This is a genomic window from Sphingomicrobium sp. (assembly GCA_036563485.1).
GTDB lineage: Bacteria > Pseudomonadota > Alphaproteobacteria > Sphingomonadales > Sphingomonadaceae > Sphingomicrobium.
In genome coordinates this window covers 555,771-573,370 of the sequence record DATCMI010000001.1, presented here as the reverse complement: position 1 = coordinate 573,370, position 17,600 = coordinate 555,771, and the positions used below count along the sequence as shown (strand labels likewise).

Below are 17,600 nucleotides of genomic sequence, written 5' to 3'. Positions count from 1 at the left end.
GCAGGCGCTCCCCGTCCGCGGCGTCACGGAAGTTGGGGCGGAAGCTGTGTTGCGCTTGGTTCACGTTTGAAAGTCGACCTTCCGCCGCGCACCAATACAGACGGTGCGCTTGTCTTGCCGGGCAGCATATCGGCAACATCGCTCCCGGCAACGGCCTCGTGTCAGGCTTGGGCGCGTTTCCACCATTTCATGCGCGGTCCCGACTTCAGCACCGTCTTGCGGAACAGCTGCGCCGCAAGCTTGAGGATGATGACGACCCACAAGCCCTGCCAGGCGATCGCGGCGAGGTGGGGCCAGAGCGCCGGATCTTCGGCGGCGCGGGCAAGCATCGTCAGCGGCGAGGACAAAGGAAAGATCGCCGCGGCGATGGCTTCGGTCGAATTGGGGCTGCCGACAGCGACGGCGGCGAGGCCGAAGACGAGGAACTGGCCGAAGGTCGCGGGCATGGCCAGGATCTGCACTTCGCGGGCGCTCGAGGCCTGCGCGCCGATGGTCAGCATCACCGCGCCGATCAGCAGATAGTTCATCGCGAAATAGACGACGCTCAAGGTCAGGAAGGCGGGCCAGCCGACCGCAGGCGGCGCCAGCGTCTGAAGGCCGCCTTTGCTGATCGTCTCGATGGCGAAGGCCCCGGCTGCGACCCACACGAGAATGCCGATGACCGACGCCGCGAGCATCGCGAACAATTTGCCGATGAACATCGCGTCGATGGGAACCGCCGCCGCGATGATCTCGATGATCTTGTTCGATTTCTCCTCGATCAGCTGGCTCATCACCATGCCGGCGAGGAACAGGGTCAGGAAGAAGAGGAGCATCTGGCCGATTTGAGCCGTAATCGCCTGCTGCTGTGCGAGAGCGCCCGTGGTGCTCTGGACCGGACGGACGGCGACCGCGGGCGCGGATGCTTCCGGGTTGGCGCGCGCATTGGCGATGATCAGGCGCAGCTGAGCAGCCATGGCGCCGTCGCCGGACACGGCGCCGGTGACATGCGGATGGTCGAGACCGCCGAAGAAGACGGCGCGCACCGGCGGGCTGCGGCTTGCAAGCAGGCGCTTCTGTTGCGCGAGCAGGTCCGGTTCGGGCTGGTGGTGGGTGAGGGCGACGGCCCCGGCCGGATCCGGCAGGGCGCGGGCGAACTGGTCGCGCGCGGCGGCAAGGCGGTCGAAGTCGGTCTTGCTGGCGATCACCGCGACGACGGGCCGTTCAGCCTGGCTGGCGACGCGGGCGCCGATGCCGCCGAATACGCCGCCGAGGAGCAGCGGGAACAGCGGGCCAAGCAGGAAGAAGATGAAGGCTTTCGAGAGCACCGTCGCACCGAAGTCGCGCCGGGCTATCACGAAGCTCGCGTGGAGCAGGCGCATCATTTGCCGGCTCCCTGCATCTCCGCGGCTGCCGCATTGCCGGCAATGGCGACGAAGGCGTCGTGAAGGCCGGGGCGTTCGATCGCCAGCGTTTCGATCCCGGCGCCGCCGTCGATCAGCGCCTTGAGCAAGGGTTCGGGACCGCTTTCCGGCAGTTCGAACACCCAATCGCCGCCCTCCTGACGCGCCGATTGAGGGAGGGCGGAGCGCCACGGCCCGTCCATTTCGCGGGTCCGCAGCCGGACCGTCGAGCGCAGGCGCGAGCGGGCTTCGTCGACACCGCCGTCGAAGGCCACCTTGCCCTTGGCGATGATCGCGACGCGTTCGCACAGCCGCTCGGCATGGGCGATGACGTGGGTCGAAAAGATGATGGTGGCACCGGCTTCCGCCTCGCGGCGGATCAGGGCTTCGAGCTTGCCCTGGTTGATCGCGTCGAGGCCCGAAAAGGGCTCGTCGAGGACGATCAGGCGCGGCCGGTGAACGATGGTGCCGAGCAGCTGCACGGTCTGCGCCATGCCCTTCGACAAGGTGCGGATCGGCTTCCTTGCCCACTCGGCGAGGCCGTGTTCCGCCAGAAGATCATCGGCGCGGCGGCGTCCTTCGCCGAGCGGAAGTCCGCGAAGCGCGCCCATGAAGGCGATGGCATCGCGTGCGTGCATGGCGGGGTAGAGGCCGCGCTCCTCGGGAAGGTAGCCGACTTGCGATGCCGCCTCGAGCGGCTTGGCGCGACCGAGCAGGCGCCGTGTGCCGCTAGACGGATCGATGATCCCAATGAGCATGCGCAAGGTGGTGGTCTTGCCGGCGCCGTTCGGCCCGAGCAGGCCGTAGATCGAGCCCGTTGGGACCGCCAGGTTGACGCCGTCGACCGCCCGGGTGTCGCCGAATTGCTTGACGAGGTCGTGCGCTTCAACGGCGAACTCGAACTCCGTCCGTTCGTGCTGAGCCTGTCGAAGCACTGTTTTTCCTAAACAAATTAAAGCAGGCCTTCGACAAGCTCAGGCCGAACGGTGTAGTCGTGTCGGGTGGATAAAGCGCAAAGGCTTGGTGAAGCAATAAGGGCGAAAGCGGCGGAGCTGGGCTTCGCGGCGTGCGGCTTTACGCGCGCCGACGCTGCGGATGGCGCCGGTCTGGAGATCAAGCGCTGGATCGAAGCCGGCCACCACGGGACGATGGGCTGGATGGAGGAGCGCGGGCACCAGCGCGTGTCGCCGCTGGCGCTTTGGCCCGAAGCCAAATCGGCAATCGCGCTCGGGATGAGCTACGCGCCGGCGGGCGACCCGATGCGGCTGGCGGAGCACCCGGAACTCGGGCGCATCTCCGTCTATGCGCAGGGCGGCGACTATCACAAGACGGTCAAGAAGGCGCTCAAGGCGCTCGCGCGGTTCATCGTCGATGCCGTTCCTTCGGAGCTGAAGGTGTTCGTCGACACCGCGCCGGTGATGGAAAAACCCTTGGCGCAGGCCGCAGGGATCGGCTGGCAGGGCAAGCATACGAACCTGGTCAGCCGCGAGCATGGGAGCTGGATGTTCCTGGGCGTGATCCTGACCAGCCTTGAGCTGGAGCCAGACGAATCGGCTGGCTCGGGGCGGCATTGCGGAAGCTGCAGCCGCTGCCTCGATGCATGCCCGACGCAGGCCTTCATGGGGCCGCACCGGATCGATGCCCGGCGGTGCATTTCCTACCTGACCATCGAGCATGACGGGGCGATCCCCGAAGAGTTCCGCGCCCCGATGGGCAACCGGATCTACGGCTGCGACGATTGCCTGGCGGTATGTCCGTGGAATCGCTTTGCCGATGCGGCGGCGGCGAACCGGGCGTTCCTGGCACGAGCCGAACTCGCCGCCCCTCGGCTCGCGGATCTGCTGGCGCTCGACGACGCTGGTTTTCGCGAGATGTTCGCCGGATCGCCGATCAAGCGGATCGGCCGCAACAAAATGATCCGCAACTGCCTGATCGCAGCGGGGAACAGCGGGGACTCAGCGCTTGTCGATCATGTCCGGCCGCACCTTGGCGACCCAGACCCGGTGGTGGCCGAAGCCGCCGACTGGGCGCTTCGTCAGATCGGGTTTTCGATCGCGGCGATGCAGGCCGCCTGATTGGTCGAGGTTCCCGCGGGCAGGCGCGTGTCGACGTGGGTGACGCGCATCTGGCCGCCGGCGGTGGGATATAGGTAAGCGTCGAGCACGCAGCTGGGGCTGCGGAACTGGAGCTTGAGGCTCGTTCCTTCGCGGATCTGAAGTGCCGGGGTGCCGAGGCGCGTGACCAGCTCATTCGGCGTGAGCCCGTTGAGGCCGCTGCGCTCGACCGGCACGGGCTGAGGCTGCTGCGGGATGGGCGTCGGTGCCTGCTGGGGGCGGGTGGCGCAACCGGCGAGGATGAGGGTCGAGGCGAGGACGATTAGGCGCATGGATGATCGAATGCCCGTGCCTCGTCCGCGAGGCAATGTTGCGATGGGGTCCACCGGCGGCTAGGCGGCCCGCTTCTCCACAGATTTCGAAAGTGACTTCATGACCGACCGCCGCCTCGACGTGCTCGCAATCGGCAATGCCATCGTCGACGTGATCGCCGACGCGGACGATGCCTTCCTCGACGCGCAGGGGCTGGCGAAGGGATCGATGCGGCTGATCGACGAAGCGGAATCGGCGCGGCTCTATGAGGCGATGGGACCGGGACGCGAGCTGTCCGGCGGTTCGGCCGGCAATACGGCCTCGGGCGTCGCGGCTCTTGGGCTGAAGGCCGGGTTCATCGGGCAGGTCGCGGACGACCAGTTGGGGCGCATTTTCCGCCACGACATCCGCAGCCTCGGCGTCGAGTTCGATACGCCTGCGCGCGACGATGTTGGGGCGACGGCGAGCTCGCTGATCCTGGTCACCGGCGATGCGCAGCGGACGATGAATACCTTTCTGGGCGCGGCGCAGATGCTGGACAGCAGCGCCGTGACGCCGGAGCTGATCGGGGCGGCGAAGATCCTCTACCTCGAAGGCTATTTGTGGGACGCCGACGTGCCGCGCCAGGCGATGGAGCAGGCGATCGACATGGCGCGGGAAGCGGGCACTTTGGTCGCGTTCACGCTGTCCGATTCATTCCTGATCGGCCGGCACGGGCCGGATATCCTGCGCCTGATCGCGGAGGGTAAGCTCGACATCCTGTTCGCCAACGAAGCGGAGATCCTGGAGCTGGCCGAGGAAAGCGACGTCGATGCGGCGGTTGCCAAGTTCGCCGACAAGGTGCCGACGCTCGTGGTCACCCGCAGCGAGCAGGGGGCCCTTGCAACGCGCGGCAGTGAGCGGGCGCAAGTGCCTGCCGAAAAGATCGAGAAGCTGGTCGACACGACCGGCGCGGGCGACCTGTTCGCGGCCGGCTTCCTTGCCGGCGTCGCGCGCGAGCTCAGCCTCGAGCAATCGCTGCGGCTTGGCGCGATCTGCGCCGCGGAAGTGATCCAGCATTATGGCGCCCGGCCCGAGGCCGACCTGCGCCAGCTGGCCGGCGAACTCGTCGCCTAAAAAGAAAGGGCGGCGCCTTTCGGCACCGCCCTCGCTTTCGATCGGTTCGCGGCGATCAGTCTTCGCCGCCGACCCCTGCCACCTTCGGTTCGAGGCGGTCGACCTCGCTTTCGGGGACATCGATGATGCCGCGGCCGACATGGCTCTTCCGGCGTCCGTAGCCGAAGTAGAAGAGCAGGCCGATGGCGCCCCAGATGGGGAGCACCAGCATCGCTGCCGTCGGCAGGTTGAAGAACAGGAACAGGCAGCCGGCAATCGTCAGCGGGCCGATGATCATCAGCCCCGGCACGCGGAACACGCGCTGGCGCGACGGGTCCGTCCGGCGAAGCATCATCACCGCGATCGCCACCATCAGGAAGGCGTAGAGCGTTCCGGCATTCGCGATATCGGCGAGCTGGCCGACCGGGAGGAAGGCCGCGGCGACCGCAACCAGCACGCCGGTGATGGCGGTGATCACGTAGGGCGTCTTCCACTTCGGGTGGACCTTGCTCCAGCTTTCCGGAAGCAGGCCGTCGCGCGCCATCACGAAGAAGATGCGGGTCTGGCCGAACAGCAGGATCAGGATGACCGACGGAAGCGCCAGGATGGCGGCATAGCCGACCGCATTGCCGATGGCGCCGAAGCCGATCGTGCGCAGCACGTGGGCCAGCGCTTCATTCGAGCAGACGAGCGCCTCCTTGTACTGCGGCATCGCGCACTGGCGGGCCAGCTCTTCCGACCCGGCGGGGAACGGCACGCCGTTCGGGCCCATGATCGGCTGGCCGCCCGTCGGCATGGCGCCGATCGCGCCGGCTGCAACGAGGATGTAGAAGACCGTGCAGAACAGGAGCGACCCGATCAGGCCGATCGGCACGTTGCGCTGAGGGTTCTTGGTTTCCTCGGCCGCGGTCGAGACCGCGTCGAAGCCGACATAGGCGAAGAAGATCGTCGCGGCAGCGCCGACGGCGCCGACACCCGTGCCGAAGCCGCCGAAGACGCCGGCCGGCAGGAACGGGTTGAAATGCTCCGGATTGATGCGCGGCAAGGTGAGCACCAGGAAGGCGGTGAGCGCCGTCAGCTTGATGGCGACGAGGACCGCATTGACCTTCGCGCTCTCGCTGGTGCCGATCATCAGCAGCCATGTGACGAGAAGGGCGATGATGAGTGCCGGCAGGTTGATGAACCCGCCCGGAGCGCCGCCGAGCGCAAGCGGACCCGCCGTCAGGAACGGCGGCAACGCTATCCCGAACGTCTCTTGAAGGATCGTTCCTGTGAAGAAGCCGGACCAGCCGACCGACACCGCCGATGCGGCGATCGCATATTCAAGGACGAGCGCCCAGCCGACGGTCCAGGCGAGGAACTCGCCCATTGTCGCATAGGTATAGGTGTAGGCCGACCCTGCGACCGGAACCATCGCGGCGATCTCCGCATAGCAGAGCGCGGCAACGATGCAGACCAGGCCGGCGATCACGAAGGCGACCATAAGGCCCGGGCCTGCTTTCTGAGCGCCGGCGGCGGTCAGGACGAAAATACCAGTACCGATAATGCAGCCGATGCCGAACAAGGTCAGCTGCAGCGCGCCCAGCGAGCGGTGCAGCGATTTCTTTTCAGCGGTGGCCAGGATAGCGTCGAGTGGCTTTACGCGCCCGAAGATCATGTCCGTCCCCTTGATTGGCGCTCCCTCGCGCCTCAGGCGGGGGAGCCTAGCGGCTGTTTAAGCGAGGGCAATAGCGTTAGTAGCCGGCCCTAATGCGCCAGCATCGGCCCGAGCGGCCGCCCGGCAAAGATGTGGAGGTGGAGGTGCGGCACTTCCTGGCCGGCGTCGAGCCCGGCGTTGGCGAGCAGCCGGTAGCCGCTTTCGACCAGTCCGGCTTCCCGCGCGATGCGGCCCGCGGCGCGCACGAAGGCGGCGATTTCCTCGTCCGAGGCGGTCGCGGAAAAGTCGTCCCATGAGACGTATCTGCCCTTGGGAATGACCAGGATGTGGGTCGGTGCGGCAGGGGCGATGTCCTCGAAGGCCAGCACATGATCGTCTTCGAAGACTTTCCGGCACGGCAACTCGCCGCGAAGGATGCGCGCGAAGATGTTGCTGTCGTCATAGGGCTGGGTGGCATCGATCGGCATGGGCATGACTCCGCTTGACCCGAATTGCTCGCCCGCTACCACGAAAGCCATGAGCGACGAGACCCCGGAAAGCCTGATCCCGTACGACGAGATCGTGCAGGACGCGCTTCGGGCGGTGGTCGGACGGGTGCTTCGCGAAGTGGAGCAGTCGGGCGGACTGCCGGGCGAGCACCATTTCTATATCACCTTCAACACCAGGATGCCGGGCGTCGCGATCCCGAAGCACCTGATGGAGCGCTTCCCGGACGAGATGACGATCGTCATCCAGCACCGCTTCTGGGACCTCAAGGTCGAGGCGGACGCATTTTCGGTCGGCCTGTCGTTCGGCGGCGTCCCCGCGACGCTCTACGTGCCGTTCGCCGCGGTCACCCAGTTCCACGACCCCGCGGTCGAATTCGCCCTGACCTTCCACGCCGACGCCGGCGAAGCGCCTGCCGACGAGCATGAGGAAGCGGAGAATGATGAGCCGGACGGTGAAGCCGCCCAGCAGCGCGAGGACGGCTCCAACGTCGTCAGTGTCGATTTCACCCGGAAGAAGTGACGAGAAGTGGCCGATAGCAAGACCGACAACCTACCCGACCGCCTGTCGCTGGACCCGCGCAGCGAATATTATGACGAGGACGTCCTGAGCCGCGGCGTCGGCATCAAGTTCAACGGCAACGAGAAGACCAACGTGATCGAATATTCGATCAGCGAAGGATGGATCCGCGTTGCCGCCGGCAAGAGCCGCGACCGCTTCGGCCAGCCGATGACGGTCAAGCTAAAGGGCCAGGTCGAGCCCTATTTCGAAAACCCGCCTCAGGCCGAGGGCGAAGCGGGCGTCGCGTCCGAAGGATAGCTCGGGTGTGCGCGCTGCTTGTCGCGCCACTTGTTGAACGCCCAGCTTCCGAGCGCCACTGCCGCTAGCGCGGGAACGCTGCGCCGCGCGAGGGCGGCCGCACCATAGCCGAGGATTGCGCCCTTCGCGCCCGAGTGGCGCCCTGCCACGCGGCTGCCGAGCCATGCGCCTGCAAGCTTCCCTAGCATCGTAAAGTCTCCTGCTTGTCCGTTGCCGCTTCGACGCACCGCGGCTGGCGAATGTTCCCAACCGAAGCGTGGCGAATCCCGCCAATTCTTGGTTGGTAAATCCCACGACATTGCCTCCGATCCAGTCGTATTTGGCGGTTTTCCGGGATTGGCACGCTCCTTGATTAGCTAGTTGCATCGGCCCGTGGGCAAAGGGGCCGAGCAAAAAGGAGAGTTTCAATGTCGCAGTCGCCTTTCACCCGCACGCTGGTCGCGATCGCCGCGGCCCTTGCGATGAGCACGGTTACCGTCGGTGCCGCTGTGGGACCGGCGCAGGCAGTCGCCAACAGCGGAGAGGTCAGCATCAATGCCTGAACTGGAGATCCTCGAAGCCAAGGTCCCGGTCCGCACGCCTCGCATGGTCGAGGTGGAAACCGAGCCGAAGAGCGGGCGCTTCGCTCCCGTCGCCGGCTGGCTCAGCGGTCCCGTGTTCAGCCGCGCTCGCGACATTTTCGCAGCGAACATGACCGAGCTTCTGGACCGCGCCGAGGATCCGGCCCGGATGATCCGCATGATCATCCTGGAGATGGAAGAGACTTTGGTCGAAATCCGCGCCAGCGCTGCCCGATCGATTGCCGACGTCAAGGAAATGCGGCGCGCAATCGGTCGCCTCGACGGGCTGCAGGCCGACTGGAACGCCAAGGCTGAGCTGGCGCTGTCGAAGGACCGGGACGACCTTGCCAAGGCGGCGCTCGTCGAAAAGCAGAAGGCTGCCGACATGGCGGACGGCCTTCGCGACGAGCTCCAGCAGATGGAGCAGGTGCTGCGCGGCTACGAAGCCGACATCGCCAAGCTTCAGGCGAAGCTCCGCGAAGCGCGGGCGCGCCAGAATGCGATCGCCGCCCGGCTCGAAAGCGCCGTCAGCAGGGCAAAGGCCCGCGAGGTGATGCATGGCAGCCGCACGGCGGACGCCTTCGCCAAGTTTGAAGTGCTCGAGCGCCGCGCCGACTTTGCGGAAGGCCGCGCCGAAGCGCTCGGGATCACCAGCCTCGAAGACGAGATCGACCAGCTGAAAGCGTCGGACGCGATCGACGCCCAGCTCGAAGAAATGAAAGCCGCGCTGAAGGCGCGCAACAACTGAACCGAAAGGAAGGGGACAATGACGATGGCACGCAAAATTTATCCGTACTCACTCGACCGCCACGACAAGAAGGTCGCGGGTGTCTGCTCGACGATCGGCGGCATGGTGGGCGTCGACCCGACTTTCGTCCGCCTGGGCTTCGTCGCGGCCGCGATCTTCATCAGCTTCAAGCTTACGCTGATCGCTTATGCCGCCATCGGCATCTACCTTGCGGTGCAAAAGAAGAAGTCGATGCGCGGCGAACGCCGGATGAGTGACTTCGAGCGGATGGACGTCGCCGCACGGCGCAACTCCTCGGTGCACGCGATGCGCACCGAGCTCGACGAGACCGACCGCCGCCTGATGGCGATCGACCACCACATCAACAGCCAGAACGATGAGCTGGCGCGCGAGATCGAAGCGCTCCGGCAGGAGGAGAAGTGATGGACCCGCTGACGATTGGAGTGTTGAGCGCGAGCATCATTGCCGGGCTCGGTGGAGCAAGCGTGGCCGGCCTCAAGGCCTGGGGCGGATGGCTCGAGCTCAAGAAAATGGAGCTGGCGCAGGTCGCCGGGGACCGCGGACTTCCGCCGGCGAGCGGCCGAATCGAGATCGCCGACCTTCGCGAGCGCGTCCGCAAGCTCGAGGCGATCGCCGCCGGCATCGACCTCTAGGCGGCCACAGAGACAGGAAAGCGCGTTCTCTCTCTCCCCGTAACGCGCTGCCAAGGGTACCCATGGAAGTGGTACTTCGATGGGGCCCACCAAGAGGCCCGGCGATCCCTTCCGCCGGGCCTCTTTTCTTTAGAACTTCAGGCGCGCGCTGATGCGGATGTCGCGGCCGGCGAGGGGGGCGAAATCCTTGAGCAGGCTGGTGCTGCGGCGCGCGTCGACGTCGAAGATATTGTTGGCGATCAGCGACAGCGTCAGCTCCGGCTTGGCCTGGAACGGATGCCAGTCGAGAGAGGCGTTAACGAGCGTATAGGCGGGCGTCGGAGTCTCGTTCGGCGCGGTGCGGTTGTGAGCGAAGGCATGCTCGACCTCGACCCGGCCGTCGAGCTGGCCGCGGGTGCCGGTGACGGCGCCGAGCAGCCGGAGCGGCGGGATCAGCGGCGCGGGACCGAAGCCCTTGATCGTGGCCCGCACCGCATCGGCCTGGAACTCCGTGCCCCAATTGATGCCGAAGGCGTGGCCGAGCTTCGCATCGCCCGACAGCTCGAAGCCATAATAATCCGCTTTGCCCTGCGCGAACTGGAAGACCGGCAGGTCGTCGGTGATCTGATTGACCGGCGCTTCGAAGATGAAGTTGGAAAAGCGGCTGTAATAGAGGTTGCCGGTCAGGTGCAGCAGCCCCGCCGAGCGATGCAGGGTCAGCTCGACCGAATTGCTCTTTTCCGGGCTGAGGGCCGGATTGCCGATGATGAAGGATTGGCTGCCGCCGTGCGGACCTTGGGCGAACAGCTCCTCGACCGACGGAGCGCGCTCGCTGTGCGTCGCCGACAGGCCAGCGCGCCAGCCCGGCGCGAACTCATATTGGCCGCCGAGCGAAGCGGACACGGTGGTGAAATCCTCGGCGCGAGCCGCGGTAGCGATCTGGTCGTCGGCGTCGGCCGTCAGCTTGCTAAACTCGACGCGGACGCCACCTTCGATGCGCAGCGGTCCATTGACCAGCGTCTGCAGCGTGAACAGGCCGGCCTGGCGCTCGCGGCTGTCGGGCAGGAACTTCTCTTCGCCGCGGATGCGCGCATTGCGGTTGAGATATTGAACGCCGCTGGTGCCGCCCCAGCCTGAGCGGTCGCGCTGAACCAGCTCGACCCGGCCTTCGGCACCCTTGCTGAAGAAGCGAGAACCGATTTCGCCATTCTCCTCGATCTCCGCGTGGCGATAGTTGGAATAGCCGGCACGCGCGCGGACCTGGCTGAAGAAGCCGCCGATCGGGATTTCGGCGCGAGCGTCGTAGCGGGTCTGCGCGAGGTCGATGGTCGGCGCTTCGGCCTCGATGCCCGGATCAAGCGAGTAGCGGATCGGCACTTCGTAGGTGGAGGTGTGGCGCGTGACCGAGACGCCGACGTTGAGCGGGCCATCGACATAGCCGAAGCCGAGCGCGCCTTCCTTCGCCTTGGAGGCCGAGTTGGGGAGGGTACCCTTGCGGTCGGCGAGCGCACGCACATCGGCGTCGGGGCTCGCCAGCGCCTGCTTCCGCAAGATCGGCGAGAGCACATAGCTGCCTATTTCGAGGTCGTTCGTCTTCGAGATGTTGCCATCCGCGTGCAGCACGAAATGGCCGCCGAGCGGTAGGTTGAGCGAGGCGTTGGCCGAACGTTCGTCGGCGGCGCTTCCATATTGAGCGATGGCGTCGAGCCCGACGCGGCCGCTCGGCGAATGGCGCGGGATGCGCGTGTCGATAACGTTGACCACGCCGCCGATCGCGGAGGACCCGAACAACAAGGCGGCGGGGCCGCGAAGGACCTCGATACGTTCGGCGGTGATCGGATTGATCGACAGCGCATGGTCGGGTCCGGCCGACGCGAGGTCGAGCGTACCGATGCCGTCGGTGAGAACGCGGACGCGATCGCCGGAAAGGCCGCGCAGGACCGGCGCCGACGCGGCGGGGCCGAAGCTGGTCGCCGAAACGCCGGGGAGCTTGGCGAGCGTTTCGCCAAGGCTCGGGCGAAGCGAACGGTTGAGCTGGGCTTCGTCGACAACCGAAATGCCGCCGAGCACGTCGGACGCCAGGCGACGCACGCCGGTGACGACAATTGCCTGGTCGTTGTGCGGGTGCGCGTCTGCAGCCGACCCCGGCGCCGGCTGGCTTGTCTCGGGCGCTGCGGCAGGGGCGACGTCCTCGGGCCCCTGTGCCGCAGCGGTGGAAACGGGGAGTGCGGCAGCGGCGGCGGCCGCTGAGATCAGCTGAAACTTCACGCTTGTTCCTACCCTCGCCTGTGACCGGCGCTTTAGCGGCATGATATATTGTCGCAAGCTGAACAGTCTACGAACGCGGGGTATCGTTCGACGGGACGCGCCCGCGCCGGTAGTTTGGCCTTGGCACGCCGGTCGGCTAGGGGCCGCCGCCATGTCCGCCGGCCATTCCCATCATCACCACCATTCACCCGACTACACGCGCGCCTTCGCCATCGGCATCCTCCTCAACCTCGGCTTCGTCATCGTCGAGGCGGTGTTCGGAATCGCCGCTAATTCCATGGCGCTGCTGTCAGACGCCGGGCACAATCTGTCGGACGTGCTCGGCCTGGTGATTGCCTGGGCGGGCGCGGCAATGGCGCGGCGTGGCGCATCGGCGCGCTTCACCTACGGGCTCAAGAAGGCGCCGATCCTCGCGGCTTTGTTCAATTCGCTGTTCCTGCTCGTCGCGGTCGGCGCGATCCTCGCCGAAGCGGTGCGGCGGCTGTTCAACCCGGCGCCGACCGACGGAACGACGGTCATCATCGTCGCGGCGGTGGGCATCGTGATTAATGGCGCGACGGCGCTGCTGTTCGCGCGCGGCCGCAAGGGCGACATCAATGTCCGCGGCGCCTTCCTGCACATGGCCGCCGACGCGCTCGTCTCGGTCGCAGTGGTCCTGTCCGGCCTGGTCATCGTTTGGACGGGGCAGCAGTGGATCGACCCTGCGATGAGCATCGCGGTCGCGGTCGTCATCCTGTGGGGCAGCTTTGGCCTGCTCAGGGAGTCGACAGGCATGTCGCTGGCCGGGGTGCCGAGCGGGATCGAACTGGAGCGGGTCGAGGCGGCGCTCGGCGAGCTTCCCGGTGTCGAGACGGTGCACGACCTTCACGTATGGCCGTTGAGCACGACCGAGACGGCGCTGACCGCCCACCTTGTGGCGCCTTCGGTCGCATCGACCGACGAGCTGCTGCTGGCCGCGCGCAAGATGCTTCACGACCGCTTCCACATCGAGCATTGCACCTTGCAGATCGAGAGCAGACACCTCGAGGATGCCGACTGTTGCTGAGGCCGTAGAACGGATCGGCAGTTCGCGGGTTCGTGCCGCATGGCAGGCAAACGGCGGCTTCGCATCGCGACCTACAACATCAACGGCATCAACTCGCGCCTGGAGGTGCTGAGGCGATGGCTGGAAGAGTTCCAGCCGGACGTCGCCGGCTTGCAGGAGCTCAAGTGCACCGACGAGAAGTTCCCAGCCAAGGAGCTCGAGGAACTCGGCTACCAGGCGATCTGGCACGGCCAGAAGAGCTGGAACGGCGTCGCGCTGCTGAGCCGGGTCGGCGCGCCGGTCGAGACCCGCCGCGCGCTGCCGAACGACCCGAACCTGGAGCAGAGCCGCTACATCGAGGCGGCGGTCTGCGGCATCCTGATCGGCAATATGTACGCGCCGAACGGTAATCCCCATCCCGGGCCGAAGTTCGACTACAAGCTCGCGTGGATGGACGCGCTGTACGGCCACGCGCAGGCGCTGCTCGACAGCGGCGCGCCGGCGCTGCTGATGGGCGATTATAACGTCATCCCGACCGACGAGGACGTCTACAAGCCGGAGCGCTGGGCGAAGGACGCCTTGTATGCGCCGGAGGCGAAGCAGCGGTACAAGGCGCTCGTCGGGCAGGGCTGGACCGACGCCATCCGCCACCTTCACCCAGACGAGCGGATCTACACATTCTGGCATTATTGGCGGAACGCGTTCCAGCGAGACGCCGGCATTCGTATTGATCACCTGCTGCTCAGTCCCAAGCTCGCCAAGAGCTTGAAGGCTGCGGGCGTCGACCGGACGCCTCGCGGCTGGGAGAAGACCAGCGACCATGCGCCGACCTGGATCGAGGTCGAGATCTGACCGAAAGGGACGCTTTTCATCCGCCTTGCGCCTGCTAGGCTGAAGTCGTGGCCGACCAGCTCGACGATGCGTTCTTCAGGGCGCTTTTTCACTCGCAGCTTGGCGGGATTGCGGTGGCGGACCTCGAAACCGCGTGCCTGATCGACATCAACGAAGTGCTTCTCGAGATCCTCGGCCGCAGCCGTGACGAGATCGTCGACATCCCGCACGTGTGGCTGGAAATGACGCCGCCCGAGTATCACGAACTCGACCAGCGCGGCATGCAGCAGGTGCTCGAGCGCGGGCATTCCGACCCGTTCGAAAAGGAATATCTGCGCCCGGACGGGAGCCGGGTGCCGGTGCGCATCAGCAGCGCGGTCGTCAGCGGTTACCCGGGCAAGCTGATCGTCTTCGTCAGCGACATCAGCGACGAGCGCGCCGCCCGGGCGCGCGAGCAGTCGATCCAGCAGCGCTTGGAGATCGCCATTTCCGCGGCCGACCAGGGAGTCTGGGACTGGGACCTGGTCACCAACGAGATGGTCTATTCGGAACGGGCGAAGCAAATTTATGGCCTGCCCCCCGGCGAGCCGGTGACCCTGGACAAGGTCCGCGCCGCGACTCACCAGGAAGACATCAAGTACACGCTGCCGTTGCTGGAGCGGGCGCTGGACCCGGCGATCCGGGACCGCAGCAGCTATGAATATCGGGTGGTCTGGCCGAACGGCGAGGAGCGTTGGGTGCTCGCCTATGGCGAAGCCGTGTTCGCCGGTCCGCCGGGTGCCGAAAAGGCGATCCGCTACGTCGGCACCATCCAGGACATCAACGCACGCAAGACCGCCGAGCGGCAGCAGCAGATCATGGTCGCCGAGCTCAACCACCGCGTGAAGAACATGCTTGCGGTGGTCCAGGCGTTGGCTTTCCAGACGATGCGCGGGGAAGCGGTGCCGGAGCATGTGTCGGAAGCATTCTCAGGCCGGCTCAAGGCGCTTTCTTCGGCGCACGAGATCCTGACCAGGGAGAGCTGGGAAGGCGCCGATCTTCAGGACATCGCTGTCGGCGCGCTGACCCCGCTTGCCGCGGACCTGCCCAAGCGGGTCAGCATCAGCGGAGATTCGATCCGCATGCGTCCGCAGGCGGCGGTAAGCCTGTCGATGGCGCTCCACGAGCTCGCGACCAACGCGTCCAAATATGGAGCCCTGTCGAACGACGGCGGGCACGTCGACCTGTCGTGGGTCATCGACAGCGGTCCAGAGCCGATGCTGCGCCTGACGTGGAAGGAGAATGACGGCCCGCCCGTCGCCGCTCCCGCCGGTCAGGGCTTCGGCACGCGGATGATCAAGCGGGTGGTTGCCTCCGACATGGGCGGCGATGTCGAGATGCAGTTCGACGCCAAGGGGCTAAGCTGCACCGTTAGCGCGCCGTTGAGGACCATCGCGGCCTGACTTCGCGAAGATGGTGCCGGCTGAGGGATTTGAACCCCCGACCTTCGGTTTACAAAACCGCTGCACTACCACTGTGCTAAGCCGGCCCGCGGCCCAAATGGGTCAAAGGACGCCGAACGTCCAGCCTTCGGTGCGCGCGATTTCGCTGGTCAGGCCTTGCGGGTCGAAGGCGCGCGGTTCGCTCGTCACCAGCTGGCGCATGCCCGCCGCCGTCACGAGCGCGTCCGTCTGATGGTCGTTCGGTTCGAAGCGAAGGCGTGCAGGCGGACTGCCGAGCCCCCGGAGCGCGAGGTTGAGGTCGGCGCGCGAACGTAGCTTCAGGCCGCTGAGCCCCGCTCGGCGCAGGTAGATGCGCGTGTAGATTTCGACGACCGCGCTGCCGTGGTCCGGCAGCGGGTCCATCGGCCAGATCGCGACTTTGCCGTCGAGCGCGTGAAGGAAGCGCATGCCGGCGAAGCTCGCCTTGGCGACCTGCGCTGCGCCGATCGCGTCATAGGCGCTGGCGGTCTTGCGGCCGCCCTGGGCGTTGAGGCGCGCGTCGCACTGGCGGAAGCGAACGAAGTCGGATTTCACGCCGTCGGCGATGCCGAAGTAGAAATGGCGGCGGTGGACCTGCTCCAGGAAGCTGGCGGCGCCGAAGTCCGGGTCGTTGCACTTGCTGTCGACATAGGCCCAGAATTGGCGCGCGGTGCCCGGCACGCCAGGCTCGCCGACCAGATATTCGCCTTTCTCGATCAGGGGCGGCGCGAAGCTGAAGTCGAAGCCGAACAAGGTCGGCTCCTTCGCGGCGCGGGCGATCAGCCAGTCGAGCACTTCCTCGCGCGACCAGACGTGGCCGGAACGCACGAGGCGCGGGGCTGACTGACCCCGCGCCTCGGCGATTGCGATACCCTTGTGCCGGCTGCCTTTAGCGCCCGACCAATCGATCGCGACGTAGGCAGCGAAGCGCTCGGTCACACCAGCGGCGGCTGCCCGTCGTCAGGCTCGGCCGGCGAACGTGTCCGCCGGGGTTGCGGCGTGACCGCGCTGGGAGGCGGCACGGCGTCGGCGTACCGGTTGAGGACCTTCGCAGCGGCGTCGCGTCCGCCAAGCCCGAAGGCGAGGGCGGTCGCAACCGCGGCGGCACCGAGGATCAGCCCGAACGCCATCTGCACGATGGTGTCGGCAAGGCCCATGAAGGTCAGACCGATGGCGGTGAACAAGGCGATGATCGCGTAGCGCAGGATCGTCGATGCGAAGCTGCCCTCGCCGGTACCGCTGGCGACCAGGCGCGAGACCATCCGCGCCAGGAAGATACCGGCAACGATGATCAATGTGCCGAAGATCACCTTGCCGCCAAGCTCCGTCACCTGGGCGAGGAAGATGGCGATCGTGCCGCCGCCGAGCTGCTTGGCAGCTTCGATCGATGCGGCGAGGATGATCGCAATCATGGCGACCGTGCCGACCACTCGCGACGGGCTGGTCGTCGCCGGGACGACTCCCGTTGAGCGGATCGCATCGTCGAAGCCGGTCGGCGGAAGCACCGCCTCGATGATCGTCTTGACGAAGCGCGCCGCGATGAAGGCGATGCCGATCCAAAGCGCCGCGCTAATGATCCGCGGGATGGCCGCCAGGATCTGGTTGAGCATGGCGATGGCGGGACCCGAAATCGCCTCGATGCCGAGCACCTGCAGGGCCGCGATGGCGACCGGGATGATGATCAGGGCGAAGACGACGATGCCTGCCGCGCGGGCAATGCTGGCGCGATAGGAGGTCGGCACCGTGCGACCGGTGGCCGCGGCTTCGGTCGACGTGGCGGCAGCGTTCGAAACGACACCGGTGCGCGCAAGCAAACCTTCGACATTGGCCGCGGAGATCAAGGTTTCGACGAGCTGCCGAACGATGCGTGCGACGATGAGGCCGATGAAGAAGATCAGCCCGGCGCCGATCAGGCGCGGCAGGAAGGCAAAGATGTCGGTGACCAGTTCGTTGATCGGCGCGAGGATCTGGCCAATGCCGAGGAACTGGAGCGCGGCCATGATGCCGACAAGCCAGATGATCAGCTTGGCGATGGTGCCGAGCTGGTGCCCGATCGTCTCATGCTGGTTGCCCGGCGTGTTCTTCTGGAGCGCCGGGGTGCGCGAGATCGCCTTCTGAAGCGCCCATTTGACGGCGCGGGCGACCAGCCATGTCGCAACGAGGATGAGGATGGCGATCAGGATCTTCGGACCCCAATGCATCGCCTGCGCCTGCCAATAGGCGTCTTGGTTCACCTGGTACATTCTGCCGGTTGCTCCCTGTTTGGCTCTTG

At 66.3% G+C, this 17,600-nt stretch carries 20 protein-coding genes and 1 tRNA gene; 11 read left to right on the top strand and 10 right to left on the bottom strand.

What is annotated here, in order from left to right:
• Positions 1-161: 161 nt before the first annotated feature.
• Positions 162-1,364: an ABC transporter permease gene (locus VIL42_03060; protein HEY8591827.1), complete on the bottom strand. Its 1,203-nt coding sequence runs from the start codon at positions 1,362-1,364 to the stop codon at positions 162-164.
• Positions 1,361-2,317, bottom strand: coding sequence for an ATP-binding cassette domain-containing protein (locus VIL42_03055; protein ID HEY8591826.1), 957 nt, complete (start codon positions 2,315-2,317; stop codon positions 1,361-1,363). Before VIL42_03055 ends, VIL42_03060 begins: the two co-directional genes overlap by 4 nt.
• A 66-nt stretch (positions 2,318-2,383) precedes the next feature.
• Between VIL42_03055 and queG the strand changes: the two genes are divergently transcribed.
• Positions 2,384-3,457, top strand: a complete 1,074-nt coding sequence (gene queG, locus VIL42_03050; GenBank protein ID HEY8591825.1) for a tRNA epoxyqueuosine(34) reductase QueG — start codon at positions 2,384-2,386, stop codon at positions 3,455-3,457.
• Here queG and VIL42_03045 read toward each other — a convergent pair.
• Positions 3,418-3,768 carry a hypothetical protein gene (locus VIL42_03045; GenBank protein ID HEY8591824.1) on the bottom strand — a complete coding sequence of 117 codons (351 nt, stop codon included), beginning with the start codon at positions 3,766-3,768 and terminating at the stop codon, positions 3,418-3,420. The two genes, queG and VIL42_03045, sit on opposite strands and share 40 nt — an antisense overlap.
• 100 nt (positions 3,769-3,868) lie before the next feature.
• On the opposite strand from VIL42_03045, the gene VIL42_03040 reads away from it, so the two are divergent.
• Positions 3,869-4,864 carry an adenosine kinase gene (locus VIL42_03040; protein ID HEY8591823.1) on the top strand — a complete coding sequence of 332 codons (996 nt, stop codon included), beginning with the start codon at positions 3,869-3,871 and terminating at the stop codon, positions 4,862-4,864.
• A gap of 55 nt (positions 4,865-4,919) precedes the next feature.
• Here VIL42_03040 and VIL42_03035 read toward each other — a convergent pair whose 3' ends face one another.
• Positions 4,920-6,500: an amino acid permease gene (locus tag VIL42_03035; GenBank protein ID HEY8591822.1), complete on the bottom strand. Its 1,581-nt coding sequence runs from the start codon at positions 6,498-6,500 to the stop codon at positions 4,920-4,922.
• Positions 6,501-6,589: 89 nt separating this feature from the next.
• Positions 6,590-6,967 (bottom strand): histidine triad nucleotide-binding protein, encoded by a 378-nt coding sequence (locus VIL42_03030; GenBank protein HEY8591821.1) that lies wholly within the window; start codon positions 6,965-6,967, stop codon positions 6,590-6,592.
• 49 nt (positions 6,968-7,016) lie between these two features.
• Between VIL42_03030 and VIL42_03025 the strand changes: the two genes are divergently transcribed.
• Together VIL42_03025 and VIL42_03020 are read left to right on the top strand one after the other, a co-directional pair.
• Positions 7,017-7,508 (top strand): ClpXP protease specificity-enhancing factor SspB, encoded by a 492-nt coding sequence (locus VIL42_03025; GenBank protein ID HEY8591820.1) that lies wholly within the window; start codon positions 7,017-7,019, stop codon positions 7,506-7,508.
• Between the two features lie 6 nt (positions 7,509-7,514).
• Positions 7,515-7,805: a DUF3297 family protein gene (locus VIL42_03020; GenBank protein ID HEY8591819.1), complete on the top strand. Its 291-nt coding sequence runs from the start codon at positions 7,515-7,517 to the stop codon at positions 7,803-7,805.
• Here the strand turns inward: VIL42_03020 and VIL42_03015 are convergent.
• The gene (locus tag VIL42_03015; GenBank protein ID HEY8591818.1) at positions 7,766-7,993 is read right to left on the bottom strand and encodes a hypothetical protein; all 228 of its coding nucleotides are present in this window, start codon (positions 7,991-7,993) and stop codon (positions 7,766-7,768) included. The two genes, VIL42_03020 and VIL42_03015, sit on opposite strands and share 40 nt — an antisense overlap.
• A 219-nt stretch (positions 7,994-8,212) precedes the next feature.
• Here VIL42_03015 and VIL42_03010 point away from each other — a divergent pair, with 219 nt between their 5' ends.
• The 4 genes from VIL42_03010 to VIL42_02995 are packed head-to-tail and all read left to right on the top strand — an operon-like array spanning position 8,213 to position 9,766.
• A complete protein-coding gene (locus VIL42_03010) occupies positions 8,213-8,347 on the top strand; it encodes a hypothetical protein (protein HEY8591817.1) in 135 nt (44 codons plus the stop codon).
• Positions 8,340-9,113 carry a PspA/IM30 family protein gene (locus VIL42_03005; GenBank protein ID HEY8591816.1) on the top strand — a complete coding sequence of 258 codons (774 nt, stop codon included), beginning with the start codon at positions 8,340-8,342 and terminating at the stop codon, positions 9,111-9,113. Before VIL42_03010 ends, VIL42_03005 begins: the two co-directional genes overlap by 8 nt.
• Positions 9,114-9,137: 24 nt before the next feature.
• Positions 9,138-9,536 carry a PspC domain-containing protein gene (locus tag VIL42_03000; protein HEY8591815.1) on the top strand — a complete coding sequence of 133 codons (399 nt, stop codon included), beginning with the start codon at positions 9,138-9,140 and terminating at the stop codon, positions 9,534-9,536.
• The gene (locus VIL42_02995) at positions 9,536-9,766 is read left to right on the top strand and encodes a hypothetical protein (protein HEY8591814.1); all 231 of its coding nucleotides are present in this window, start codon (positions 9,536-9,538) and stop codon (positions 9,764-9,766) included. Before VIL42_03000 ends, VIL42_02995 begins: the two co-directional genes overlap by 1 nt.
• A gap of 129 nt (positions 9,767-9,895) precedes the next feature.
• Here the strand turns inward: VIL42_02995 and VIL42_02990 are convergent, their stop codons facing one another.
• Entirely contained in the window at positions 9,896-12,013 is a 2,118-nt protein-coding gene (locus tag VIL42_02990) for a TonB-dependent receptor (GenBank protein HEY8591813.1), read from the bottom strand.
• A gap of 151 nt (positions 12,014-12,164) precedes the next feature.
• Here VIL42_02990 and VIL42_02985 point away from each other — a divergent pair, with 151 nt between their 5' ends.
• From VIL42_02985 to VIL42_02975, 3 genes are read left to right on the top strand one after another with little or no spacing between them, the layout of a single operon-like run.
• Entirely contained in the window at positions 12,165-13,058 is an 894-nt protein-coding gene (locus tag VIL42_02985; GenBank protein HEY8591812.1) for a cation diffusion facilitator family transporter, read from the top strand.
• A 39-nt stretch (positions 13,059-13,097) separates the two neighbouring features.
• Positions 13,098-13,889, top strand: a complete 792-nt coding sequence (gene xth / locus VIL42_02980; protein ID HEY8591811.1) for an exodeoxyribonuclease III — start codon at positions 13,098-13,100, stop codon at positions 13,887-13,889.
• 47 nt (positions 13,890-13,936) lie between these two features.
• Complete coding sequence (locus VIL42_02975) at positions 13,937-15,310, top strand: HWE histidine kinase domain-containing protein (GenBank protein ID HEY8591810.1); 1,374 nt, start codon at positions 13,937-13,939, stop codon at positions 15,308-15,310.
• Between the two features lie 11 nt (positions 15,311-15,321).
• Here VIL42_02975 and VIL42_02970 read toward each other — a convergent pair.
• The 3 genes from VIL42_02970 to VIL42_02960 form a co-directional block, all read right to left on the bottom strand.
• A tRNA-Thr gene (locus VIL42_02970) sits at positions 15,322-15,396 on the bottom strand.
• A gap of 16 nt (positions 15,397-15,412) precedes the next feature.
• Positions 15,413-16,267, bottom strand: a complete 855-nt coding sequence (locus VIL42_02965; GenBank protein HEY8591809.1) for a hypothetical protein — start codon at positions 16,265-16,267, stop codon at positions 15,413-15,415.
• Positions 16,264-17,571, bottom strand: a complete 1,308-nt coding sequence (locus VIL42_02960; GenBank protein ID HEY8591808.1) for a mechanosensitive ion channel — start codon at positions 17,569-17,571, stop codon at positions 16,264-16,266. The genes VIL42_02965 and VIL42_02960 overlap by 4 nt, the downstream gene beginning before the upstream one ends.
• Positions 17,572-17,600 lie beyond the last annotated feature (29 nt).

What these genes read in the sequence shown, in the direction of transcription:
- VIL42_03040 (HEY8591823.1), top strand. Translation starts at nt 3,869, where the DNA reads ATGACCGACCGCCGCCTCGACGTGCTCGCAATCGGCAATGCCATCGTC.
- VIL42_03035 (HEY8591822.1), bottom strand. Translation starts at nt 6,500, where the DNA reads ATGATCTTCGGGCGCGTAAAGCCACTCGACGCTATCCTGGCCACCGCT.
- VIL42_03060 (HEY8591827.1), bottom strand. Translation starts at nt 1,364, where the DNA reads ATGATGCGCCTGCTCCACGCGAGCTTCGTGATAGCCCGGCGCGACTTC.
- VIL42_03010 (HEY8591817.1), top strand. Translation starts at nt 8,213, where the DNA reads ATGTCGCAGTCGCCTTTCACCCGCACGCTGGTCGCGATCGCCGCGGCC.
- VIL42_02995 (HEY8591814.1), top strand. Translation starts at nt 9,536, where the DNA reads ATGGACCCGCTGACGATTGGAGTGTTGAGCGCGAGCATCATTGCCGGG.
- VIL42_03000 (HEY8591815.1), top strand. Translation starts at nt 9,138, where the DNA reads ATGGCACGCAAAATTTATCCGTACTCACTCGACCGCCACGACAAGAAG.
- VIL42_03045 (HEY8591824.1), bottom strand. Translation starts at nt 3,768, where the DNA reads ATGCGCCTAATCGTCCTCGCCTCGACCCTCATCCTCGCCGGTTGCGCC.
- VIL42_03015 (HEY8591818.1), bottom strand. Translation starts at nt 7,993, where the DNA reads ATGCTAGGGAAGCTTGCAGGCGCATGGCTCGGCAGCCGCGTGGCAGGG.
- VIL42_03030 (HEY8591821.1), bottom strand. Translation starts at nt 6,967, where the DNA reads ATGCCGATCGATGCCACCCAGCCCTATGACGACAGCAACATCTTCGCG.
- VIL42_03005 (HEY8591816.1), top strand. Translation starts at nt 8,340, where the DNA reads ATGCCTGAACTGGAGATCCTCGAAGCCAAGGTCCCGGTCCGCACGCCT.
- VIL42_02960 (HEY8591808.1), bottom strand. Translation starts at nt 17,571, where the DNA reads ATGTACCAGGTGAACCAAGACGCCTATTGGCAGGCGCAGGCGATGCAT.
- VIL42_03025 (HEY8591820.1), top strand. Translation starts at nt 7,017, where the DNA reads ATGAGCGACGAGACCCCGGAAAGCCTGATCCCGTACGACGAGATCGTG.
- xth (HEY8591811.1), top strand. Translation starts at nt 13,098, where the DNA reads ATGGCAGGCAAACGGCGGCTTCGCATCGCGACCTACAACATCAACGGC.
- VIL42_02985 (HEY8591812.1), top strand. Translation starts at nt 12,165, where the DNA reads ATGTCCGCCGGCCATTCCCATCATCACCACCATTCACCCGACTACACG.